Origin of the sequence: Erwinia sp. MYb375, assembly GCF_037479175.1 — a bacterium.
Taxonomy (GTDB): domain Bacteria; phylum Pseudomonadota; class Gammaproteobacteria; order Enterobacterales; family Enterobacteriaceae; genus Erwinia; species Erwinia rhapontici.
Genome location: NZ_JBBGZS010000020.1, coordinates 19,806 through 42,216 on the forward strand (window position 1 = coordinate 19,806; position 22,411 = coordinate 42,216).

Consider the following 22,411-nt stretch of genomic DNA (forward strand, 5'->3'; position numbering starts at 1 on the left):
GTTATTGTTGAATGCGGCGCTACGGGGAACCCTGTCCCTTTTTTAAGGGAGAGTCCTTTCTGGAAATGAGCCTGATGGAACATCGTAAACACAACTGGACGACGCGGGAAAAAGCCTTTGCGGCATTTGCTACTGGCCCGTTGCTGGATTTCTGGAAATTGCGTGAAGAGGATGAATTTTTCGGTGTTGAAAACGTCCCGATCCGCTACGTCCGTTTCATCTCACCGCAACACGATAAGGTGATACTGCTGTGCCCGGGGCGCATTGAAAGCTATGTGAAATACCCGGAGCTGGCCTATGACCTGTTCCATAGCGGTTATGATGTCATCATTATCGATCATCGTGGGCAGGGACGATCCGGGCGGTTATTGCAGGATTCTCACCGTGGCCATGTGGTTGAATTCGAAGATTATGTCGACGACCTCGAAACCCTGTATTTGAAAGAGATTGTCACACGTCACTATCGCCGCCGTTATGCACTGGCCCATTCGATGGGCGGGGCGATACTGGCGCTGATGCTGGCTCGCCAGCCTGAGGCGTTTGATGCGGTGGCGCTGGCATCGCCGATGTTTGGCATCTTCCTGCCGATGCCGTTATGGATGGCCAACTCTATCCTTAACTGGGCGGAAAAATATCCGACGGTACGCGAGGGTTATGCACTGGGGACCGGAAAATGGCATGCGCGCCCGTTCGCCATTAACGAACTGACGCACAGCCGTGAGCGCTATCGCCGTAACCTGCGCTTTTATGCCGACGATCCGGGCCTGCGCGTGGGGGGCCCCACTTATCACTGGGTGAGAGAAGGCGTACGCGCCGGGCACAGTATTTTAAGCCAGGCGGCGAAGATATCGACGCCGTTGCTGCTGCTCCAGGCCGCTGACGATAAAGTTGTGGATAATCGCGCTCAGGATCTGTTTTGCCAGACGATGGTGGCCGCCGGTCAGCCCTGCGAAGGGGGTAAGCCGATGATTATCGACGGTGCCCGCCACGAGATCCTGTTTGAGAAAGACAGCATGCGCAGCGAAGCGCTGGAGGCCATCCTGGCCTTTTATTCCCGCCACTGCTGAGTGGACAGAATGACATTGTCGGTGGGTACTTGACTGCCCGCCAGAAAATATTAACCAGAGGTGTTATGTACCGTATTGTTGCTTCAGACCTGGATGGCACGCTGCTGTCACCGGACCACACGCTTTCCCCTTATGCCCGCGAAACGTTACAGTTGCTGACACGTAAAGGCATCCATTTTGTCTTTGCAACGGGCCGCCATTATATCGACGTGGCGCAGATGCGTGACAGCCTGGGCATCGATGCTTACATGATCACCTCAAATGGGGCGCGGGTGCATAACACCGCAGGCGAGTTGGTTTTCAGTCATAACCTTGATGAAGATATCGCGCTTGAACTGTTCGCCATGCAGCACGCCAACCCTGATATCTACACCAACGTGTACCGGGATGAAGAGTGGTTCCTGAACCGCCACCGTCCTGAAGAGATGGATTTCTTCCGCGAGTCTGACTTCAACTATCAGATCTATGAGCCGGGCCAGCTGTCGACCGACGGCATCAGCAAGGTGTTTTTCACCTGTGCGATCCCTGAACTGCTGGTTCCACTGGAGCTGGCGCTGATTGCGCGCTGGGGTGATCGGGTTAACGTCAGCTTCTCGCTGCCAACCTGCCTGGAAGTGATGGCGGGCGGTGTGTCGAAAGGGCACGCGCTGGATGCGGTATCAAAATCACTGGGCTTCTCGCTGCAGGAGTGCATCGCCTTTGGTGACGGCATGAATGATAAAGAGATGCTGAGTATGGCGGGTAAAGGCTGCATCATGAGCAACTCTCATCAGCGCCTGAAAGATATCTTACCGGAGCTGGAAGTGATCGGGTCGAATGCCGATCAGGCCGTGCCGAACTTCCTGCGTCAGCTGTATAACGTGTAAGCCTGCAGGGCCGATCGCCTGTTTCGATCGGCCCTTTTGTCACCCGATGTTTATCGACCTAAGAAATGAACGGCTTTATCTGGGAAATCAGTAAACAGACCATCCACCCCCGCTTTGTTGTACAGCAGGTCGTACAGCTGATCGACGTTGCTGACATAAGGCGGTAGCTGATCGGCGCGTACCGTGTACGGATGCACCACCAGATGATTCTGGTGTGCCTCTTTCACCATATCGTTCAGCGGCACATTGCCGGTTTTTGCGCCTGGCGCCACCAGCATATGGTAATCCGGGCCGATACCGTCGGCGTATTGAGCGATGGTTTTCATCGCACCCGGCGCGAACATCCAATCGTAATCGTAGTTCACCCACTTACCGTCGCGCTGCTCCTGAGTTTCATCCCATTTGGTATAGGCGATCAGCTGCACCAGCTTCAGATTCATTTCCCGCTGAGGTTCCAGTTCGGTCTTGATGCGCTTCACTTCGTTATAGTCAAAGCACTGCACATAAACCTTATCGGTCTTACTGCTGTAACCATACTGCTTAAGGACGTCCAGCACTTTGGCAGAGATATCCTTGCCTTCTTTGCGGTGGAACCACGGGGCTTTAATTTCGGTATAAATCCCGATGTCTTTGCCGGTGGAGTGGTTCAGGCCCTGAATAAACTCCAGTTCTTCCTCAAAGGTATGAACACGGAAATCAGATTTCCCCATCGGGAAGCGGCCTGGAAAGGTCTGCACCTTTTTGCCGTTTTCAAGCGTAAAGCCTTCGGTAAACGCCAGGCTCTTGATCTCGGCAAGGGTAAAGTCGATGGCGTAGTAACGTCCGTCAGCCCGTGCGCGGTTCGGAAAACGCGTGGCAACATCCGTCACCCGATCCAGATAGTGGTCATGCAGCACCACCAGGTGATCGTCTTTGGTCATCACCAGGTCCTGCTCAAGGTAATCCGCCCCCTGAGCATAGGCCATCGCTTTTGCCGGCAGGCTGTGTTCCGGCAGATAACCGCTGGCCCCACGATGCGCAATCACGACAGGCGAAGAACTCGCGGCTGTGGCCGCGAGAGAGGTGGTGAGAAGTAAGGTAGCGATAACGTTTTTCAACATAATGTTCCCTTCAATCAGAGTGAGTTCAGGCCCTGTTTGTGTTTCTTCTCGCTGAACATCGTCATCGTCAGCAGGATTACCGCCAGCACACAGCCGCCGATCATAATGATAAAGCCGCCATCCCAGCCGAAGTAATCAACGGTATAGCCGACGATAGCACTGGCCGCAACGGACCCACCCAGGTAGCCAAACAGACCGGTAAAGCCTGCCGCTGTACCCGCCGCTTTCTTCGGTGCCAGTTCCAGGGCATGCAGACCAATCAGCATCACCGGACCATAAATCAGGAAGCCAATAATCATCATACAGGCCATATCCACACCAGGATTACCGGCCGGGTTCATCCAGTACACGACGGTGGCAATGGTCACCAGCACCATAAAGAACACGCCTGTTGCACCACGGTTACCTTTAAAGACTTTATCCGACATCCAGCCGCACAGCAGGGTACCCGGGATACCGGCATACTCGTAGAAGAAGTAAGCCCACGATGATTTATCCAGCGTGAAGTGTTTCACTTCTTTCAGATAGGTCGGTGACCAGTCGAGGATGCCGTAACGCAGCAGGTAAACAAACACGTTGGCCAGCGCGATATACCACAGCAGTTTGTTCGGCAGGATGTACTGCATAAAGATCTGCTTAGCCGTCAGCTCATCTTCATGCTTTTCATCGTAGTTCGGCGGATAGTCGTTTTTGTACTCCTCAATCGGCGGCAGGCCGCACGACTGTGGGGTATCACGCATCAGCGCAAAAGCAATGATGGCGATAACAATGGCACCAAAAGCAGGCATATACAGCGCCGCTTTCCAGTCGTTAAACCAGGCCATACCGAGCAGGAACAGCAGCGGAGGGATACCACCACCGACGTTATGCGCACAGTTCCAGACGGAAACGATGCTGCCGCGTTCTTTCTGCGACCACCAGTGCACCATCGTACGACCGCACGGCGGCCAGCCCATCCCCTGGAACCATCCGCACAGGAACAGCAGTACAAACATCACCATGATGCTGGACGTTGCCCAGGGAACAAAGCCCATGAACAGCATGACAGCAGCGGCAAGTATCAGGCCAGCAGGTAAGAAGACGCGCGGGTTGGAGCGGTCAGAGACCGACCCCATAATGAATTTTGAGAAACCGTAGGCGATAGAGATGCCGGAGAGCGCAAAGCCGAGGTCACCACGTGAGAAACCCTGTTCAACCAGGTAGGGCATCGCGAGGGCAAAGTTCTTACGCACCAGGTAGTAGGCAGCATAACCGAAGAATATCCCCAGAAAGATCTGCCAGCGTAGCTTGCGGTATAACGGGTCAACGCGGCTGTCATCAACGCGGGGCTGATGTGCAGCAGGTTTGAAAAAACGTAACATTTTGGCCTCCCATGGCTCGAAAGACTGATATCCGGCTTCGAATGCGCAGAGTAGAGGAACAGGATCCTGTTAAAACAGGAATAAATGTTCCATTTCGCGCATAGCGTAGTCGTAATCAGAACAACTGACTGTGAAGAATGGCGCAAATGTTACAGTTTTATGACGAGATGGCTATATCTACATCACAAATCGGTGTTTTATTTTCATAATGAAACTATAAAGTGTGAGGATAGTCACATATACAAACCCAGATAAAGGCTGTGGGTTTCGTTTGGTGAGTGATTTTGTTCTAAAAGGAAGGTTTTGATCTGGCGGAAGAACAAAGATTAACGCCAGCAGGTGGCGTTAATCAGTCAGTCAATCGCTTAGGCTTTCTTCACCGGACGGATTTTCATCGTCAGGCCTTTGAGGAAGTTACGCAGAATTTGATCGCCGCATTCGCGGTAGTTTTTATGCCCAGGTTTACGGAAAATCGCCCCAATTTCTGACTGTCCTACCGCAAAATCGGCGCTTTTCAGCAGTTCCAGAATGTCGGTGGTTTTCAGGTCGAAGGCCACACGCAGCTTCTTCATCAGGATGTTGTTGGTCATCTTGCGTTCGATAGAAGGCGCAGGTGCGTCTTCACTTTTGCCACGGCGTTCAAAAATCAAACCATTCAGAAAGTAACCCATGATGACATCGGGGCAGGGGCGATAGCCGGCTTCATCCTCTTTTTTCAGGAAGCTGTGCACTTCGGCTTCTGTTACTTCGCTCTCTGCCAGCGCCAGAATGCTCACAACTTTAGCATCGCTTAAATTCAGCATGTAACGCACGCTGCGCAGGACATCGTTATTGGTCATAGGGACTCTCTGTAGTGAAACAATTGCAGTGAGTGCAGTATAACTCGTCGTCCCTCAGGGTGCATCTGCGTTAGCGGCCCGCGCTGCGCTGAGTCACCAGCGTCGGTCAGCGTGTAACGCCAGTGGTCGACTGGCTGTCGAGCACGCTAAGGGTGGCTGATGGAAGGATGTGGCACGCCAGGACGGGATGCATCACGTACCCGAGGCAGATGATCGCAGGCGTGCTGGCGGGCGGAACGAATAAAGGCTTCTACCACCGGCTGACGCTGTTCACCGTCGCGCACTGCCGCATACAGGCGGCTCCAAAGCCCCTCTCCCAGCGTTTTCGTCACCACCAGTCCCTGATGTTCAAAACTCTCCACTACCCAGTGTGGCAGCGCAGCAATCCCCATTTGTGCGGACACCATCTGAATCAGTAGCAGCGTGTTGTCCACGCTTTTCAACGTTGGGCTGATATCGGCAGGCTGTAAGAAATGACGCCAGATATCCAGGCGCTGACGCTGAACCGGATAAATCATCAGCACCTCACTGGCCAGATCTTCCGGTGAAATATGCGCCTTTTGCGCCAGGGGATGGTCCGGTGCCAGCACCAGGCGGACCTCGAAATCAAACATAGGTGAATAAAACAGCCCACTGCGCGGCAGAATATCGGAGGTCAGTACCACATCCAGCTCTCCCTGTTGCAGGGCGGGCTGCGGGTCAAATGTCATGCCTGATTTGAAATCCATCACCACCTGCGGCCAGCTCTGGCGGAAATTGTTCAGCGCCGGGGTCAGCCACTGAATACAACTGTGGCATTCAATAGCGATGCGCAATGTGGTCTGGTGCGGTTCATGGCAGGCCTGCAATGCCTGCTGGATTTGCGGCAGCACCTGTTCCGCCAGTTGCAGCAAAATTTCTCCCTGTGGCGTGAAACGCAGCGGCTGGCTTTTACGCACAAACAGCCGGAACCCCAGACGTTGCTCCAGGTCGCTGAACTGATGAGATAACGCTGACTGCGTTTGATGAAGTTGGGCCGCCGCCGCCGCCAGTGAACCTGTCGTTCGCAACGCTTGCAGCGTCCGCAGGTGTTTAAGTTCGATCATGAGAGTCCTTCACATCGACAGTGAATATTTTGCGCTTGTGGTTGATACAGTACCTGCACAATATAGCGGTGTAAACATCTGGACGTCTAAATGATCCGCTGATGAGTTTACTTGTCATTTTACATCCCGGGCAGTGCTCAGAATCCTCACGTACTTCAGTACGCTCCGGTTCTTGCGCGCTGGCCGTGTGCACACTGACATCAGCCAATTTTGATGGTCCCGGTAAAGAACAATTTAACGAGGCACAACTGATGACTATTCTGAACCACATTCTCGGATTTCCCCGCGTTGGTCTGCGTCGCGAACTGAAAAAAGCGCAGGAAAGCTACTGGGCGGGCACCACCAGCCAAGACGATCTGCTGACGACTGGCCGTGAACTTCGTGCACGCCACTGGCAACAGCAGAAAGACGCAGGTGTGAATCTGCTGCCGGTCGGTGACTTCGCCTGGTACGATCACGTGCTGACCACCAGCCTGATGCTGGGTAACGTCCCCGCGCGCCACCAGAATAAAGAGGGCTCAGTTGACCTCGATACGTTGTTCCGCCTTGGCCGTGGCCGTGCTCCGACCGGTGAACCTGCCGCCGCCGCCGAAATGACCAAATGGTTTAACACCAACTATCACTACATGGTGCCTGAATTTGTCCAGGGTCAGCAGTTCAAACTGACCTGGACACAACTCCTGGACGAAGTCGACGAAGCGCTGGCACTGGGCCACAAAATTAAACCTGTATTACTGGGTCCGCTGACTTATCTGTGGCTGGGCAAAGTGAAAGGGGATCAGTTTGATCGCCTGAGCCTGCTGAAAGACATCCTGCCGGTTTACCAGCAGGTGCTGGCCGAACTCGCTAAACGTGATATCGAGTGGGTGCAGATTGACGAGCCCGCGCTGGCGCTGGAACTGCCTGCCGAGTGGTTAACCGCTTTCAAACCCGCCTATGCTGCATTGCAGGGGCACAGCAAACTGCTGCTGACCACCTATTTCGACAGCATCGGCCAGAACATTGACACCATTACGGCACTGCCGGTTCAGGGGCTGCACGTTGACCTGGTCCACGGTAACGATGATCTCTCTGTGCTCAACAGCAAAGTACCGGCAAGCTGGTTGCTGTCACTAGGGGTAATTAATGGCCGTAACGTCTGGCGTGCGGATCTGAGCCGCTGGTTTGAGCGTCTGCAGCCGCTGAGCGCTGCCCGTAAACAGCTGTGGATCGGTTCTTCCTGCTCACTGCTGCACAGCCCGATCGACCTGAGCGTGGAAACCCGTCTGGATGATGAAGTAAAAAGTTGGTTCGCCTTTGCGCTGCAAAAGTGTGCTGAACTGTCACTGCTGAGCAATGCGCTGAACAACAACGATCCGGCGTCACTGGAGGCCTGGAGTGCGCCCGTTCGCGCCCGTAAACACTCCCCCCGTGTTCACAATGCGGCCGTCGGTGAGCGTCTGGCCGGGATTACTGCCAGAGACAGCCAGCGTAACAGCAGCTACCTGGTGCGTGCTGAAGCACAACGTCAGCGTTTCCAGTTGCCCGCCTGGCCCACCACCACTATCGGCTCTTTCCCACAAACCACCGAAATTCGTGGCCTGCGCCTTGATTTCAAGCAGAGGCGTCTGGACGGCAATCACTACCGTACCGGCATCGCTGAACATATTAAGCAGGCGATTGCTGAGCAAGAGCGTTTAGGTCTGGACGTGCTGGTGCACGGTGAGGCGGAACGTAACGACATGGTGGAATATTTCGGTGAAAATCTGGATGGCTTTATCTTTACGCAGAATGGCTGGGTACAGAGCTACGGTTCGCGCTGTGTGAAACCGCCGGTGATTATCGGTGACGTCAGCCGCCCGGAAGCCATTACCGTTAAGTGGGCGAAGTATGCGCAGTCTCTGACCGACAAGCCGGTCAAAGGCATGCTGACCGGCCCGGTGACTATCCTGTGCTGGTCATTCCCGCGTGAAGATGTGTCTCGCGAAACCATCGCAAAACAGATTGCCCTGGCACTGCGTGACGAAGTGGAAGATCTGGAAAAAGCCGGTATCGGGATCATCCAGATTGACGAACCTGCACTGCGCGAAGGTTTACCGCTGCATCGCTCCGACTGGGCTGCCTATCTGGAGTGGGCTGTGGATGCCTTCCGTCTGAACGCCGCCGTGGCGCAGGATGACACTCAGATTCACACCCACATGTGTTACTGCGAGTTCAACGACATCATGGATTCGATCGCTGCACTGGATGCCGACGTGATCACCATCGAAACCTCACGCTCGGATATGGAACTGCTGGAGTCGTTTGAAGAGTTCGACTACCCGAATGAAATCGGTCCCGGCGTTTACGATATTCACTCGCCAAACGTTCCGAGCGTGGAGTGGATGGAAGCACTGCTGCTGAAAGCGGCACAACGCATCCCGACTGAACGTCTGTGGGTTAACCCGGATTGTGGTCTGAAAACGCGTGGCTGGACAGAAACACGTCAGGCTCTGGCAAACATGGTGAAAGCGGCCCAGAACCTGCGCAGCACGCAAAAAGCCTGATGACGATGTTGTTGCTGATCATAAAGGGGCGCCAGGAGGCGCCCCTTTTTTATGCTTTTGGCGCCACGCCATGCTGTTTAAACCATGCCAGCATCCGTTGCCAGCCATCCTGAGCAGACTCCGCGTGATAGCTGGGACGGTAATCCGCATTAAAGGCGTGCCCGGCATCGGGGTAAACGATAATCTCAGCGTCAGCATTCGCCGCACGCAGCGCCTGGCGCATGGTCTCCACGCTCTCAAGCGGGATGCCGTCATCCTTGCCGCCGTACAGCCCCAGGACCGGCGAATTGAGATCCACGGCAACATCCACCGGATGCTTTTGCTGCTTCATGGTTTTTTCACCCACCAGCTTGCCATACCAGGCGACAGCGGCTTTTAGCTGCGGATTGTGCGCGGCATACAGCCAGGTGATACGTCCGCCCCAGCAAAAACCGGTGGCAGCCATATTGCGCATATCCCCGCCATGACGGGACGCCCAGTTTGCCACGTGGTCGAGATCGGCCAGTACCTGGCTGTCCGGGACCTTGCTGACGAGGTCATTGAACAGAGTAGAGATATCGGTGTAATCCGCAGGATCACCCTGGCGGAAATAGAGTTCTGGCGCCACCGCCAGATAGCCTTCCCGGGCCAGACGACGGCAAATATCCCGGATATGTTCATGTACGCCAAAGATCTCCTGGACCACCAGCACTACCGGCAGCAGCCCTTCGGCATGGCGCGGTTTCGCATGGAAGGCCGGCATGTTCTCACCCTGGGTAGGAATGGACGTCTCACCTGAAATAATATCGGTACTGTCAGTGATAATCGTGGTGGCTGCGGCAGGACCTGTTGCGGGTGCAAACCCTTTATTGCTCGATTCTTGCGTCGTGTTATCGTCGGTTTTCATTATCCTCTCCGTGCATGCACAAGTACGATCGGCATTCAGGGTTTAACTATAGCCCGTAATGCGATGGGATCAGGTTTCACTACGGGCTATCTCTATCACCAGATAGCCCTGAACCACAGGCCCGGATGTGTGAAAGTGCCATGATCGGATTTAATAATGTGACATCCATCACTTTTTACAATGTAATCAATGCAACTTTCATTTGTATTATCGATGTTAATCACATAAATGTTCGCCGGATTTCCTTACAGTAGCATCCCGTTAACTATCCCTCTTCCCGTGAAAGGAGTTTGAAATGGCACAGTCTGACGTTTTCCATCTTGGCTTAACGAAAGCCGATCTTCAGGGCGCCACACTGGCCATCGTGCCGGGCGACCCGGAGCGCGTGAAGAAAATTGCCGCCCTGATGGACAATCCGGTTCATCTGGCATCGCATCGTGAATTCACCACCTGGCGTGCCGAGTTATCCGGTAAACCCGTGATTGTCTGCTCAACAGGTATTGGTGGCCCGTCCACCTCGATTGCCGTGGAAGAGCTGGCTCAGCTTGGAGTACGTACTTTCCTGCGCGTGGGAACTACCGGCGCGATCCAGCCTGATATCAACGTCGGTGACGTGCTGGTGACCACGGGTTCTGTGCGTCTTGATGGCGCCAGCCTGCACTTTGCTCCGCTGGAGTTCCCGGCTGTGGCGGACTTTACCTGTACCACGGCGCTGGTCGATGCGGCTAAAGCGGCTGGTGCGACGACCCATATTGGCATTACCGCCTCGTCGGACACCTTCTACCCAGGTCAGGAACGTTACGATACCTTCTCCGGACGGGTGGTCAGCCGGTTCCAGAACTCGATGAAAGAGTGGCAACAGATGGGCGTACTGAACTACGAAATGGAATCTGCCACGCTGCTCACCATGTGTGCCAGCCAGGGGCTGCGTGCCGGTATGGTGGCAGGCGTCATCGTCAACCGCACCCAGCAGGAAATCCCGGATGCAGAAACCATGAAACGCACCGAGAGCGATGCAGTAAAGATTGTGGTTGAGGCTGCCCGCCGTCTGATCTAATCGTTTTTCTTATTGGCCGTGCTCACGCACGGCCTGCAATGCCTTTTCCCGCCGTGAAAAAATTCAGAACCTCCTCGATATTCCCTCCCTAACCTGCCCGTTCACTGCTTTTTATCTGGACATTCATACAGTGCGCCTCTATTTTTCCCCTGTCAGGGTTTCAGCAGGAGAAGCAGGGTGGATGCAACAATCGTATATGGTGCCGGTATTGGTCTGGTTGGGTTGCTGGCGGGCTGGTTAATCGCCGGGATCCGCAGCCAGCAGCAGTTGGCCAACGGCGAAACTGAGCGGCGTTTGCTTCAGCAGTCGGTGGAGCAGGCGGAATCTGAACGCCAGCGTCAGCAGCAGCAGCTGGATGCCCAGCTCCTGACGCAAAAACAGAATGAGCAGGAATTGCGTCAGCTGCACGGTTCACTGGCAGCGGCCGGAGAGAAGCTGCACCAGCTTGATCACTGGCGTGGTGAATCTGAGCAGCTCAATCGTGAGCTGCGCAATCAGCTGGAGATCAATGCTTCGCAGGAGGCCGAGCTGCGTGAAGTCACCATCCGCCTGGAAGAGACGCGCATGGCTGCTGAAGAGAAGCAGCGGCTGCTGGTGAACAGCGAGCAGCGCCTTAACGCGCAGTTTGAGAATCTGGCGAACCGCATCTTTGAAAACAGCGGCCGCCGGGTGGATGAACAAAATCGTCAGAGCCTGCATGGCCTGATTACGCCGCTGCGGGAACAGCTTGAGGGTTTTCGCCGTCAGGTTCAGGAAGGATTTGGTCAGGAGGCGCGTGAACGGCACACCCTCGCGCATGAAATACGTAACCTGCAACAGCTGAATGCGCAGATGGCCCAGGAAGCGATCAACCTGACCAAGGCGCTCAAGGGAGATAACAAAACGCAGGGTAACTGGGGAGAAGTGATCCTCAGCCGGGTGCTGGAAGCTTCCGGTTTGCGTGAAGGCCATGAATACGAAACGCAGGTTAACATCCAGCTTGAGCACAATGGGCGAATGCAGCCTGACGTGATCGTACGCCTGCCGCAGGGCAAGGATGTGGTGATTGACGCCAAAATGACGCTGGTGGCCTATGAACGCTATTTTAACGGTGATGATGACGCAGCGCGTGAGCTGGCCATCACTGAGCATATTGCGGCGATCCGTGGGCACTTACGCCTGCTAAGCCGAAAAGATTACCAACAATTACCGGGTTTACGCTCGCTGGATTATGTGTTGATGTTTATCCCGGTGGAACCTGCTTTCCTGCTGGCCATCGACCGGCAGCCAGAGTTGATCAACGAGGCGTTGAACCAGAACATCATGCTGGTCAGCCCGACCACCTTGCTGGTGGCGTTGCGCACCATTAATAATCTCTGGCGCTATGAGCACCAGAGTCGTCACGCCCAGCGTATTGCCGATCGTGCCGCCCGGCTCTATGACAAAATGCGTCTTTTTGTCGATGATATGAGTGCCATCGGCCAGAACCTTGATAAGGCTCAGGATAGCTATCGACAGGCAATGAAAAAATTGTCCGAAGGTCGGGGCAATCTGATTGCTCAGACAGAAGGGTTCCGCCAGATGGGGGTTGAAGTGAAGCGTCCGATTAACCCAAGGCTAGTGGAACAGGCATTACCAGAAGCTGATGACGATGTGGATGACGATGATGAGATGCCGCCTGCAGAAAAGGCGGAATATTCGCCGGATGCATTATCACGCCGTATCAATGAATAAGCGTGCGGCCAGTGCCTGGCCTGCGTGACTCTGGTACACTTGGCAAATATTTGATTGTAGAGCAGGCAAAACAAATGGCAGATGAATCAAAGGACACAACCCACTTCGGCTACCGCACCGTTGCGAAAGACGAAAAGGCCGAAATGGTTGCTGATGTTTTCCATTCCGTTGCGGCCAAATATGATCTGATGAATGACCTGATGTCATTCGGCATTCACCGCATCTGGAAGCGTTTTACCATTGATTCCAGCGGCGTGCGCCGTGGGCAACGCGTTCTCGATCTGGCGGGTGGCACGGGTGACCTCACGGCGAAATTCTCGCGCCTGGTGGGTGAAACCGGTGAAGTCGTGCTGGCTGATATCAACAGCTCAATGCTGAAAGTGGGCCGTGAAAAGCTGCGCAATAAAGGCATTATCGGCAACGTGAATTATGTGCAGGCCAATGCTGAAGCACTGCCGTTTCCTGATAACTATTTTGACTGCATCACCATCGCTTTCGGTCTGCGTAATGTGACTGAAAAAGAAAAAGCGCTGGCGTCCATGTTCCGTGTGCTGAAGCCGGGTGGGCGTTTGCTGGTACTGGAGTTTTCCAAACCGCAGTTCGCACCGTTGAGCAAAGCGTACGATGCCTATTCGTTCCATATTTTGCCGCGCATTGGTGAAATGGTCGCGAAAGACGCAGGCAGCTATCGCTATCTGGCAGAATCTATTCGTATGCATCCCGATCAGGACACCCTGAAAGAGATGATGAATGATGTTGGCTTTGAAAACACCACGTATCACAATCTGACGGGCGGCATTGTTGCTTTGCACCGCGGATTTAAGTTTTAAGCAGGGAAACGAATGACATTAACGCCGCTAGTAACCGCCAGTCTGGAGACCGCACTTAACCATTTGCTGTATCGCGACCGTGGCCTGAAGGCGGCGCGTCAACGTCTCAATGGTCGCAGCCTGGCGATCGTGCTGGCCGAGCTTAAGCAGCCGATTATCTTCATTTTCAGTGAACAGCAGGTGGACGTGATTGGCGAATGGAGCGATACACCGGATTGTACGGTGAAGACGCGTTTTGCCACGCTGTCAAAACTGCGTGACCGGCAGCAACTGACGACGCTTATTCGCAGCGGTGAGCTGGAAGTTGAAGGTGACCTTCAGGTTGTGCAGCAGTTTTCGGCCCTGCTGGACCTGGCAGAACTGGACCCGGCAGAGTATCTTGCGCCCTGGATCGGTGACATTGCCGCCCAGGGGATCACGCAGTTCGCCCGACGGGGTTTCAACGCGGTCCGCCGCGATGTGCAGCGTAAACAGAATTATCTGTCACAAACGCTGACGGAAGAGTGGCGTCTGGCACCGGGTTCACTTGAGCTGGCCTGGTTTGCTGAAGAGGTGGATGCGTTGACCCGTTCGCTGGATGCGTTAGATGCTCGCCTAAGCCAGATGGAGGTCAAATGACCTTCGGTGAACTGCGTCGTCTCTATCTGATTATTCGTGTGTTCCTCAGCTACGGTCTTGATGAACTCATCCCTAAAATGCGCCTGACTCTGCCGTTACGACTGGGGCGTAAATGCCTGTTCTGGATCCCTAACCGCCATAAAGATAAGCCATTGGGCGAGCGTTTACGCTTGTCCCTGGAGCAGTTAGGGCCGGTGTGGATTAAGTTTGGGCAAATGATGTCGACCCGTCGGGACCTGTTTCCGCCGTTGATCGCTGACCAGCTAGCGATGTTACAGGATCGCGTCGCGCCATTTGATGGGGCTAAAGCGCTTAAACTGATTGAACAATCGCTGGGCGCGCCTATCGACACCCAGTTCGATGATTTCAATATTGTTCCGCTGGCTTCTGCCTCTATTGCCCAGGTACATACTGCAACCCTGAAAGAGAACGGCCGTGAAGTGGTGATCAAGGTGATCCGTCCGGACATTTTGCCGGTGATCAAAGCGGATATGCGATTGATTTACCGCCTGGCGCGCTGGGTGCCGCGTTTGTTACCTGATGGTCGCCGTCTGCGTCCACGCGAAGTGGTTGCGGACTATGAAAAAACACTGCTCGACGAGCTAAACCTGCTGCGCGAAGCCGCCAATGCTATCCAGCTGCGACGTAACTTTGATAGCAGCAAGATGCTGTATATACCGGAAGTCTATTCCGATTACTGCAGTGAAAATATGATGGTGATGGAGCGTATTTACGGTATTCCCATCTCCGATGTGGTGACGCTGGAGCAGCATGGCGTCAACATGAAGCTGCTGGCCGAGCGTGGCGTACAGGTCTTCTTTACCCAGGTGTTCCGTGACAGCTTTTTCCATGCGGATATGCACCCCGGTAATATCTTCGTCAGCTATGAACATCCGGAAGATCCGCAATATATTGGCATTGACTGCGGTATTGTTGGCTCTCTGAACAAAGAAGATAAACGCTATCTGGCAGAGAATTTCATTGCCTTCTTTAATCGCGACTACCGTAAGGTGGCCGAGCTGCACGTGGATTCCGGCTGGGTGCCGCCCGATACCAATGTGGAAGATTTCGAATTCGCCATTCGCACGGTGTGCGAACCGATTTTTGAGAAACCGCTGGCCGAAATTTCGTTCGGACATGTGCTACTTAACCTGTTCAACACGGCACGTCGCTTTAATATGGAAGTGCAGCCTCAGCTGGTTCTGCTGCAAAAAACCTTGCTGTACGTTGAAGGGGTGGGTCGCCAGCTCTATCCGCAGTTGGATTTGTGGAAAACGGCCAAGCCTTTCCTGGAAGACTGGATTAAAGACCAGGTAGGGATTCCTGCCATTGTGCGTGCGTTGAAAGAAAAAGCGCCGTTCTGGGCAGAAAAATTGCCTGAGCTGCCAGAGCTATTTTATGACAGCCTGCGTCAGCATAAGCATTTGCGCCACAGTGTTGATCGCCTGGCTAACGATCTGAAAGGAGAGCGTGCAAAGCAGCATCAGTCGCGCTATCTGTTTGGTGTCGGTGCTACATTGCTGCTCAGTGGGACGGCAATCCTGCTGTCACGTCCTGAATGGGATATGTTCTCTGCCGGGCTGATGGCCGCAGGCGTTGTTGCCTGGCTGGTGGGCTGGCGCAGAACAAACTGATTGTCATGAAAGGTAAATAGGCAGTTTATTGCGCAAGGGGCAAGGTTTGCGCATCGTAAGTAAGACATAAGCTGTTATATACTCGAAATCCGCATCACTTATTGTTATCAGAGGTAATCATGGGTATTACACTTCCACACTTGTTGATCATCGCGGTACTGGTGATTCTGTTGTTTGGCACCAAAAAACTGCGCTCACTGGGTTCTGACCTCGGTTCATCGATCAAAGGTTTTAAAAAAGCGATGAGCGATGAGGACGACAAAGAAAAAAACCAGGCTCATGATGCTGACTTCAATGCCAAACTGGCTGAACCGCAGCAGACTGAAGCGAAGAAAGAAGACGTTAAGAACGACAAGGTATAATCCGTGTTCGACATAGGCTTTGGTGAACTGGTACTGGTATTCGTTATTGGCCTGGTAGTACTGGGTCCGCAGCGTTTACCTGTCGCAGTCAGAACGGTGATGGGCTGGATTCGCGCAATGCGTTCTCTGGCAACCAGCGTTCAGAATGAGCTGGCTCAGGAACTGAAAATTCAGGAACTGCAGGACGGCCTGAAAAAAATTGAACAGGCTAGCAAAGACAGTCTCTCCCCTGAGCTGAAAGCGACGGTAGATGAGCTGAAACAAACGGCTGATTCAATGAAGCGCTCCTACTTAGGTGAAAATGAAAAAGCGGATGACGAAGCTCACACCATCCATAACCCGTTAGTGAGCGATCCGCAGCAATCGCATGATGGTGCTACGCCAGCGGCAGCGGATCACCAGGCAAGTGCACCTACACAGGCACCCGTCACGGTGACGCAATCTGCCTCGTCAATGCCATCTGAAACGAAACAGCCGCCAGCGTCTTCCGCTCCGCGTGCATCCGTGCCACCCATTCAACCAGGCGATGAACGTTAAATATGGCTGTTGATGATACCCAACCGCTTATCAGTCATCTGATTGAGCTACGTAAGCGCCTGCTGAACAGCATTATTGCTGTTCTGGCCATTTTTCTGTGCCTGGTATATTTTTCCAACGATATTTATCAACTTGTCTCGGCCCCATTGATCAAGCAATTGCCCGCCGGGGCCAGTATGATCGCTACGGATGTTGCCTCCCCTTTCCTGGCGCCGATTAAGCTGACGATCATTGTCTCATTGTTCCTTTCAGTACCGGTTATCCTCTACCAGGTCTGGGCATTTGTGGCACCTGCGTTGTATCGCCATGAACGCAGGCTGGTTATGCCCCTGCTGTTTTCCAGTTCATTCCTATTCTACCTGGGGATGGCTTTCGCCTACTTTATTGTCTTCCCGCTGGCGTTCAGCTTCTTTGCCAAGACCGCGCCACAGGGAGTGACGATTGCCACCGACATTAATAACTATCTCGATTTTGTGATGACGTTATTTATGGCATTTGGTGTGTCGTTCGAAGTACCGATCGCTATCGTTCTGCTGTGCTGGACTGGGGTAACAACGCCAGAAGATTTGCGCGCGAAGCGCCCGTATGTGCTGGTAGGTGCATTTGTCGTTGGCATGTTGCTGACGCCGCCGGATATCTTCTCCCAGACGTTGCTGGCCATCCCGATGTACTGCCTGTTTGAAGTCGGTGTTTTTGTTTCCCGCTTCTACGTGGGTAAAAACCGTCGCGACGAAGACGACGCGCAGGACGCGGAATCGGAGTAACGATACGCGAACGGCTGCCATCGGCAGAACAACCTGAATAAATTAACCGCCCGTCAGGGCGGTTACTGTATGGAAGAGACTATGTTTGATATTGGTGTAAACCTGACCAGCACGCAGTTCGCGAAAGATCGCGAAAAAGTCGTTAAACGTGCGCGTGAAGCGGGTGTCACCGGCATGTTAATTACGGGCACCAACGCGCTGGAAAGTCAGCAGGCGTGCAGCCTTGCAAAGCAGCATCCGGATTATTGCTGGTCAACCGCTGGCGTTCACCCCCACCATGCCAGCGAATGGTCGGGAGAAACGGCGGCTACGCTGCGTCGCCTGGCTGAAAACGACCGGGTTGTTGCCATCGGTGAGTGTGGCCTCGATTTTAATCGTAACTTCTCTGAGCCAGAACAGCAGGCTTACGCCTTTGAGGCTCAGCTCGCTCTGGCCGCCGAATTGTCACTGCCTGTATTTTTGCACTGCCGCGAAGCTCATGAGCGGTTTATTGCGATCCTGACGCCGTGGTTACCTAAGCTACCGGCTGCTGTATTGCACTGCTTTACCGGGACGCGTGAAGAGCTGGAAGCCTGTCTGGCACTGGGATTATCCATCGGTATTACCGGATGGGTATGCGATGAGCGAAGAGGGCAGGCGCTGCGCGAGTTGATGCCGCTGATCCCTGCAGAGCGTCTGCTGCTGGAAACGGATGCACCCTGGTTGCTCCCGCGTGATATGCACCCACGCCCTGCATCGCGCCGCAATGAACCCTGTTTTTTACCGCATATTGTTCAACAGGTGGCACTACTGCGTGGGGAAGATGCGGGTGAACTGGCAGGGCAAACGGCGTTAAACGCACGAAAACTGTTTGGTCTGTGATACGCCCAGGGGGCTATTTTTGCCCCTTGATGATGCGTGTTACAGCTTCTGAAACTGGCGGTTGCCCACGCTGCGTACCACCTGTTTATTTAACAGGTTCAGTAGCAGCATAGATCGGGCTTCACCGTCAGGTTCAGTGAATATCGCCTGCAACCCTTCAAATGCCCCCTCGGTAATAATCACCGTATCGCCTGGCTGCGGAAGCTCACTTTCTAAGGGGGATTCGATGGGGCTTTGCAACGCGACAATCACATCCAGCGGAACGGTGGCGGGCTGGTTACCAAAACGGACAAAATGGCTGACCCCACGCGTTGCGCTGATGGTTGTGGTGTGAATGGATTCAGGATCGAACTCAATAAACAGATAATTAGGGAATAACGGCTCATTCACCTGGGTACGTTTGCCACGCACTGTTTTCTCTAAAGCAATCATCGGGCTGAGGCAATGCACGGCCTGGCGCTCAAGGTGCTCTTTTGCGCGCAGTAACTGACCTCGTTTGCAGTAAAGTAAATACCAGGATTCCATAACATCACTTTCCAATTATCTGTCCGATAAGAATAGCAAAATCGCTCTGAGAGATATAGCGAGATTGGCGGCATCAGTCTGTTTCATCCCCCGGGTTCACAAGGTACTCAGTCATACTATAACCCTGAATTCGCCGTTATTATCGAATCAACTTGTCTCCTTACACCGGTGTCGTATCCTTATTATGCACGGCGGGTGAGCCGTATTCTAATAAGCGAATCCGCAGCGTCTTGCTTTCCGCAAGGGGCTAAACGTTGCAACAAAATTTACCCTGAACGATGGATCGGCACTATAATGGCCGACTCACTGACCGTACTGATGGAAAGTCATGAAATACCACGACTTACGCGACTTCCTTTCTCTGCTTGAACAGCGTGGGGAATTAAAACGCATCAAACACGAGATCGATCCCGATCTGGAAATGACCGAAATTGCCGATCGCACACTGCGTGCCGGTGGCCCTGCTCTGCTGTTTGAAAACCCTAAAGGTTACAGCATGCCAGTCCTGTGCAACCTCTTTGGTACCCCGGACCGCGTGGCGCTGGGCATGGGCCAGGAGGATGTTAAAGCACTGCGTGACGTTGGCCGCTTGCTGGCATTCCTTAAGGAGCCTGAGCCGCCGCGTGGTTTCCGCGACTTCTTCGATAAAATGCCGCAGTGGAAGCAGGTCCTGAACATGCCAACTAAACGGCTGCGCAGTGCACCTTGCCAGGAACAAATCTGGCAGGGCGATGATGTCGATCTCAGCCGTATTCCGGTGATGAAATGCTGGCCAGACGATGCAGCACCGCTGGTGACCTGGGGTCTGACTGTGACGCGCGGCCCGCTGAAAGAGCGCCAGAATTTAGGCATCTATCGTCAGCAGGTGATTGGTAAAAACAAACTGATCATGCGTTGGCTTTCACACCGTGGCGGTGCCCTGGATTTCCAGGATTGGTGCCAGCAGCATCCGGGTGAACGCTTCCCTGTCTCTGTTGCGCTGGGTGCCGATCCGGCCACCATTCTCGCAGCCGTCACACCCGTGCCGGATACCCTGTCGGAATATGCTTTTGCCGGGCTGTTACGCGGCACGAAAACCGAAGTGGTTAAGTGCGTGTCCAACGATCTGGAAGTGCCTGCCAGTGCAGAAATTGTGTTGGAGGGATATATTGAGCCGGGTGAGATGGCACCGGAAGGTCCATACGGTGATCACACTGGATACTATAATGAAGTGGATAATTTCCCGGTGTTCACTATCACGCATATTACGCAGCGCCGCGATGCGATCTATCATTCCACCTTTACCGGGCGTCCGCCGGATGAACCTGCGGTACTGGGTGTGGCGCTGAATGAAGTGTTTGTGCCAATCTTGCAAAAACAGTTTCCGGAGATTGTGGATTTCTATTTACCCCCGGAAGGGTGTTCATACCGTTTGGCCGTGGTGACGATTAAGAAACAGTATGCCGGGCACGCCAAACGCGTCATGATGGGCGTCTGGTCTTTCTTGCGTCAGTTTATGTATACCAAATTTGTTATTGTCTGTGATGATGACATTAATGCACGTGACTGGAATGATGTCATCTGGGCGATCACCACGCGTATGGATCCGGCTCGTGATACGGTTCTGATTGAAAATACGCCGATCGACTACCTCGATTTTGCCTCGCCTGTTTCGGGTCTGGGGTCAAAAATGGGGCTTGATGCGACCAATAAATGGCCGGGTGAAACCCAGCGCGAGTGGGGTACGCCAATCCGTAAGGATCCTGCCGTTACCGCACGTATTGATGCGATTTGGGATGAGTTAGGCATCTTGAGTGATACACCAGCGCGCTAAAGCGCTGGCGGTCAAATGATAATGACGACCCGACAGAGGGAACGCATGACAACCTTAAGCTGTAAAGTGACCTCAGTAGAGGCTATTACCGATACCGTGTACCGCGTACGAATGATCCCTGAAGCTGATTTTAGCTTCCAGGCGGGTCAGTATTTGATGGTGGTGATGGACGAAAACGACAAACGTCCGTTCTCACTGGCATCAACGCCGATGGAAAAAGACATTATTGAGCTGCATATTGGTGCCTCTGAGCTGAACCTCTATGCGATGGCCGTAATGGAACGTATCCAACAGCAGCGTCAGATCACCGTTGATATTCCTCATGGTGATGCATGGCTACAAGAGGGCGAACGTCCGCTGGTACTGATTGCGGGCGGCACAGGCTTCTCCTATGCGCGTTCCATTTTGCTGACGGCCTTGTCGCAGCAGCCGGATCGCCATATTGCGATCTACTGGGGTGGGCGCGAGCTGAAACACCTGTACGATCTGGATGAACTGAACGCCCTGGCGATCAAACACCCGAACCTGAGCGTTATTCCGGTGGTGGAGCAACCTGAAGAGGGCTTTACCGGCCGTAATGGCACGGTTCTGACCGCTGTCATGCAGGATTATGGCTCTCTGGCCGATCACGATATCTACATTGCTGGTCGTTTTGAGATGGCTAAAATCGCCCGTGAACGCTTCTGTGCTGAACGTGGTGCACAGGAATCACGCATGTTTGGCGATGCTTTTGCCTTTATCTGACAGTAAGGGGCAGCCTGGCTGCCCCGTTTTTTTACCCGTTTAGTCTCCGTGTCGAAAGCTAAACGCGTTCGAACACCGTTGCGATGCCCTGTCCTAACCCGATGCACATGGTGGCAAGGCCAAATTGCGCATCCCGCCGCTCCATCAGATTCAGCAGTGTGGTGCTGATACGTGCCCCCGAACATCCCAGCGGATGGCCTAATGCAATCGCACCGCCATTCAGATTCACTTTCTCGTCGAGCTGATCCATCAACCCCAGATCCTTAATACAGGGCAGGGTTTGTGCCGCAAAAGCTTCATTCAGTTCAAATACACCGATATCGCTGACGTTCAGCCCGGCACGTTTCAGCGCCAGCTGCGAGGCCGGAACAGGGCCGTATCCCATAATTGACGGATCACAGCCGACAACGGCCATTGCGCGAATCCGGGCTCGCGGTGTGAGGCCATATTCACGGGCGAGTGACTCGCTCATCACCAGCATGGCGGCTGCACCGTCGGAGAGCGCTGAACTGCTGCCCGCCGTCACGGTACCGTTCACCGGATCGAATGCCGGACGCAATGCTGCCAGATTCTCCACCGAGGTATCCGGGCGAATAACTTCATCGGTATCATAGCGTTTTAATACGCCATCGACGTCATGCCCGGAAACAGACACAATTTCACTGGCGAAATGCCCGGCTTCCGTTGCTGCCCAGGCGCGCTGATGTGAGCGGGCGGCAAACTGATCCTGCATCTCGCGACTGATACCGTGAATTTTCGCCAGCATTTCAGCCGTCAGCCCCATCATTCCCGCCGCTTTCGCGACATTGCGGCTCAGGCCGGGATGGAAGTCGACGCCGTGATTCATCGGTACGTGGCCCATATGTTCTACGCCGCCAATCAGGCAGGCACGGGCATCGCCGACCATAATGGCGCGTGCAGCATCGTGCAGGGCCTGCATTGACGAGCCACACAGGCGGTTGACGGTGGTCGCGGGCACGCTGTGAGGAATTTCCGCCAGCAGAGCTGCATTACGCGCAATATTGAAACCCTGTTCCAGCGTTTGCTGAACGCAACCCCAATAGATGTCATCCAGCAATGCGGCATCCAGCGCAGAATTGCGGCTCAGCAGGCTACGCATCAGATGGGCTGACAGGTCTTCGGCCCGCACGTGACGAAACGCGCCGCCTTTCGAGCGTCCCATTGGCGTGCGAATGGCATCAACGATCACAACTTTTTCCATTT

The 22,411-nt window shown here is 53.9% G+C and carries 21 protein-coding genes; 14 read left to right on the plus strand and 7 right to left on the minus strand.

Annotated elements, in window-relative coordinates:
- Positions 1-74 precede the first annotated feature (74 nt).
- Together pldB and yigL are read left to right on the plus strand one after the other, a co-directional pair.
- Positions 75-1,067, plus strand: a complete 993-nt coding sequence (gene pldB, locus WH279_RS11785; protein ID WP_339456737.1) for a lysophospholipase L2 — start codon at positions 75-77, stop codon at positions 1,065-1,067.
- Between the two features lie 65 nt (positions 1,068-1,132).
- Entirely contained in the window at positions 1,133-1,933 is an 801-nt protein-coding gene (gene yigL / locus WH279_RS11790; protein ID WP_200643902.1) for a sugar/pyridoxal phosphate phosphatase YigL, read from the plus strand.
- 50 nt (positions 1,934-1,983) lie between these two features.
- On the opposite strand, the gene glpQ is transcribed toward yigL, so the two are convergent.
- The 4 genes from glpQ to metR form a co-directional block, all read right to left on the minus strand.
- Positions 1,984-3,033: a glycerophosphodiester phosphodiesterase gene (glpQ, locus tag WH279_RS11795; RefSeq protein ID WP_339456739.1), complete on the minus strand. Its 1,050-nt coding sequence runs from the start codon at positions 3,031-3,033 to the stop codon at positions 1,984-1,986.
- A gap of 14 nt (positions 3,034-3,047) precedes the next feature.
- Positions 3,048-4,394 carry a glycerol-3-phosphate transporter gene (gene glpT, locus WH279_RS11800; RefSeq protein ID WP_339456741.1) on the minus strand — a complete coding sequence of 449 codons (1,347 nt, stop codon included), beginning with the start codon at positions 4,392-4,394 and terminating at the stop codon, positions 3,048-3,050.
- A gap of 365 nt (positions 4,395-4,759) precedes the next feature.
- The gene (locus WH279_RS11805; protein WP_133846831.1) at positions 4,760-5,233 is read right to left on the minus strand and encodes a YehS family protein; all 474 of its coding nucleotides are present in this window, start codon (positions 5,231-5,233) and stop codon (positions 4,760-4,762) included.
- Between the two features lie 146 nt (positions 5,234-5,379).
- Positions 5,380-6,318 (minus strand): HTH-type transcriptional regulator MetR, encoded by a 939-nt coding sequence (gene metR / locus WH279_RS11810; RefSeq protein ID WP_200643905.1) that lies wholly within the window; start codon positions 6,316-6,318, stop codon positions 5,380-5,382.
- A gap of 251 nt (positions 6,319-6,569) precedes the next feature.
- Between metR and metE the strand changes: the two genes are divergently transcribed.
- Positions 6,570-8,843 (plus strand): 5-methyltetrahydropteroyltriglutamate--homocysteine S-methyltransferase, encoded by a 2,274-nt coding sequence (metE, locus tag WH279_RS11815; RefSeq protein WP_339456744.1) that lies wholly within the window; start codon positions 6,570-6,572, stop codon positions 8,841-8,843.
- Positions 8,844-8,892: 49 nt separating this feature from the next.
- Here metE and WH279_RS11820 read toward each other — a convergent pair whose 3' ends face one another.
- Complete coding sequence (locus WH279_RS11820) at positions 8,893-9,729, minus strand: dienelactone hydrolase family protein (protein ID WP_339456746.1); 837 nt, start codon at positions 9,727-9,729, stop codon at positions 8,893-8,895.
- A gap of 295 nt (positions 9,730-10,024) precedes the next feature.
- Between WH279_RS11820 and udp the strand changes: the two genes are divergently transcribed.
- The 9 genes from udp to tatD all read left to right on the plus strand — a co-directional run bounded on the left by udp (position 10,025) and on the right by tatD (position 18,105).
- Complete coding sequence (gene udp, locus WH279_RS11825) at positions 10,025-10,786, plus strand: uridine phosphorylase (RefSeq protein ID WP_133846827.1); 762 nt, start codon at positions 10,025-10,027, stop codon at positions 10,784-10,786.
- Positions 10,787-10,963: 177 nt separating this feature from the next.
- Entirely contained in the window at positions 10,964-12,499 is a 1,536-nt protein-coding gene (gene rmuC / locus WH279_RS11830; protein WP_339456748.1) for a DNA recombination protein RmuC, read from the plus strand.
- Between the two features lie 74 nt (positions 12,500-12,573).
- A complete protein-coding gene (gene ubiE, locus WH279_RS11835; protein WP_200643909.1) occupies positions 12,574-13,329 on the plus strand; it encodes a bifunctional demethylmenaquinone methyltransferase/2-methoxy-6-polyprenyl-1,4-benzoquinol methylase UbiE in 756 nt (251 codons plus the stop codon).
- A 12-nt stretch (positions 13,330-13,341) separates the two neighbouring features.
- Positions 13,342-13,947: a ubiquinone biosynthesis protein UbiJ gene (gene ubiJ, locus WH279_RS11840; protein WP_339456749.1), complete on the plus strand. Its 606-nt coding sequence runs from the start codon at positions 13,342-13,344 to the stop codon at positions 13,945-13,947.
- Positions 13,944-15,581, plus strand: a complete 1,638-nt coding sequence (gene ubiB, locus WH279_RS11845; protein WP_339456751.1) for a ubiquinone biosynthesis regulatory protein kinase UbiB — start codon at positions 13,944-13,946, stop codon at positions 15,579-15,581. The genes ubiJ and ubiB overlap by 4 nt, the downstream gene beginning before the upstream one ends.
- Positions 15,582-15,697: 116 nt before the next feature.
- The gene (gene tatA, locus WH279_RS11850) at positions 15,698-15,943 is read left to right on the plus strand and encodes a twin-arginine translocase TatA/TatE family subunit (protein ID WP_200643924.1); all 246 of its coding nucleotides are present in this window, start codon (positions 15,698-15,700) and stop codon (positions 15,941-15,943) included.
- A gap of 3 nt (positions 15,944-15,946) precedes the next feature.
- The gene (gene tatB, locus WH279_RS11855) at positions 15,947-16,480 is read left to right on the plus strand and encodes a Sec-independent protein translocase protein TatB (RefSeq protein ID WP_200643912.1); all 534 of its coding nucleotides are present in this window, start codon (positions 15,947-15,949) and stop codon (positions 16,478-16,480) included.
- A gap of 2 nt (positions 16,481-16,482) precedes the next feature.
- Positions 16,483-17,244, plus strand: a complete 762-nt coding sequence (gene tatC / locus WH279_RS11860; RefSeq protein WP_339456753.1) for a Sec-independent protein translocase subunit TatC — start codon at positions 16,483-16,485, stop codon at positions 17,242-17,244.
- Between the two features lie 81 nt (positions 17,245-17,325).
- Positions 17,326-18,105: a 3'-5' ssDNA/RNA exonuclease TatD gene (gene tatD, locus WH279_RS11865; RefSeq protein WP_200643914.1), complete on the plus strand. Its 780-nt coding sequence runs from the start codon at positions 17,326-17,328 to the stop codon at positions 18,103-18,105.
- Positions 18,106-18,144: 39 nt separating this feature from the next.
- Here the strand turns inward: tatD and rfaH are convergent, their stop codons facing one another.
- Positions 18,145-18,630 carry a transcription/translation regulatory transformer protein RfaH gene (gene rfaH, locus WH279_RS11870; protein WP_200643915.1) on the minus strand — a complete coding sequence of 162 codons (486 nt, stop codon included), beginning with the start codon at positions 18,628-18,630 and terminating at the stop codon, positions 18,145-18,147.
- A 328-nt stretch (positions 18,631-18,958) separates the two neighbouring features.
- Here rfaH and ubiD point away from each other — a divergent pair, with 328 nt between their 5' ends.
- A complete protein-coding gene (ubiD, locus tag WH279_RS11875) occupies positions 18,959-20,443 on the plus strand; it encodes a 4-hydroxy-3-polyprenylbenzoate decarboxylase (protein ID WP_133846818.1) in 1,485 nt (494 codons plus the stop codon).
- A 45-nt stretch (positions 20,444-20,488) separates the two neighbouring features.
- Positions 20,489-21,187 (plus strand): NAD(P)H-flavin reductase, encoded by a 699-nt coding sequence (gene fre / locus WH279_RS11880; protein WP_133846817.1) that lies wholly within the window; start codon positions 20,489-20,491, stop codon positions 21,185-21,187.
- Positions 21,188-21,245: 58 nt separating this feature from the next.
- Here fre and fadA read toward each other — a convergent pair whose 3' ends face one another.
- Positions 21,246-22,409: an acetyl-CoA C-acyltransferase FadA gene (gene fadA / locus WH279_RS11885; protein WP_339456758.1), complete on the minus strand. Its 1,164-nt coding sequence runs from the start codon at positions 22,407-22,409 to the stop codon at positions 21,246-21,248.
- Between the last annotated feature and the right edge of the window lie 2 nt (positions 22,410-22,411).

Bases quoted from the DNA above. Each gene is read 5' to 3' on its own strand.
- pldB (WP_339456737.1), top strand. From the start codon at position 75: ATGGAACATCGTAAACACAACTGGACGACGCGGGAAAAAGCCTTTGCG.
- yigL (WP_200643902.1), top strand. From the start codon at position 1,133: ATGTACCGTATTGTTGCTTCAGACCTGGATGGCACGCTGCTGTCACCG.
- glpQ (WP_339456739.1), bottom strand. From the start codon at position 3,033: ATGTTGAAAAACGTTATCGCTACCTTACTTCTCACCACCTCTCTCGCG.
- glpT (WP_339456741.1), bottom strand. From the start codon at position 4,394: ATGTTACGTTTTTTCAAACCTGCTGCACATCAGCCCCGCGTTGATGAC.
- WH279_RS11805 (WP_133846831.1), bottom strand. From the start codon at position 5,233: ATGACCAATAACGATGTCCTGCGCAGCGTGCGTTACATGCTGAATTTA.
- metR (WP_200643905.1), bottom strand. From the start codon at position 6,318: ATGATCGAACTTAAACACCTGCGGACGCTGCAAGCGTTGCGAACGACA.
- metE (WP_339456744.1), top strand. From the start codon at position 6,570: ATGACTATTCTGAACCACATTCTCGGATTTCCCCGCGTTGGTCTGCGT.
- WH279_RS11820 (WP_339456746.1), bottom strand. From the start codon at position 9,729: ATGAAAACCGACGATAACACGACGCAAGAATCGAGCAATAAAGGGTTT.
- udp (WP_133846827.1), top strand. From the start codon at position 10,025: ATGGCACAGTCTGACGTTTTCCATCTTGGCTTAACGAAAGCCGATCTT.
- ubiE (WP_200643909.1), top strand. From the start codon at position 12,574: ATGGCAGATGAATCAAAGGACACAACCCACTTCGGCTACCGCACCGTT.
- ubiJ (WP_339456749.1), top strand. From the start codon at position 13,342: ATGACATTAACGCCGCTAGTAACCGCCAGTCTGGAGACCGCACTTAAC.
- ubiB (WP_339456751.1), top strand. From the start codon at position 13,944: ATGACCTTCGGTGAACTGCGTCGTCTCTATCTGATTATTCGTGTGTTC.
- tatC (WP_339456753.1), top strand. From the start codon at position 16,483: ATGGCTGTTGATGATACCCAACCGCTTATCAGTCATCTGATTGAGCTA.
- tatD (WP_200643914.1), top strand. From the start codon at position 17,326: ATGTTTGATATTGGTGTAAACCTGACCAGCACGCAGTTCGCGAAAGAT.
- rfaH (WP_200643915.1), bottom strand. From the start codon at position 18,630: ATGGAATCCTGGTATTTACTTTACTGCAAACGAGGTCAGTTACTGCGC.
- ubiD (WP_133846818.1), top strand. From the start codon at position 18,959: ATGAAATACCACGACTTACGCGACTTCCTTTCTCTGCTTGAACAGCGT.
- fre (WP_133846817.1), top strand. From the start codon at position 20,489: ATGACAACCTTAAGCTGTAAAGTGACCTCAGTAGAGGCTATTACCGAT.
- fadA (WP_339456758.1), bottom strand. From the start codon at position 22,409: ATGGAAAAAGTTGTGATCGTTGATGCCATTCGCACGCCAATGGGACGC.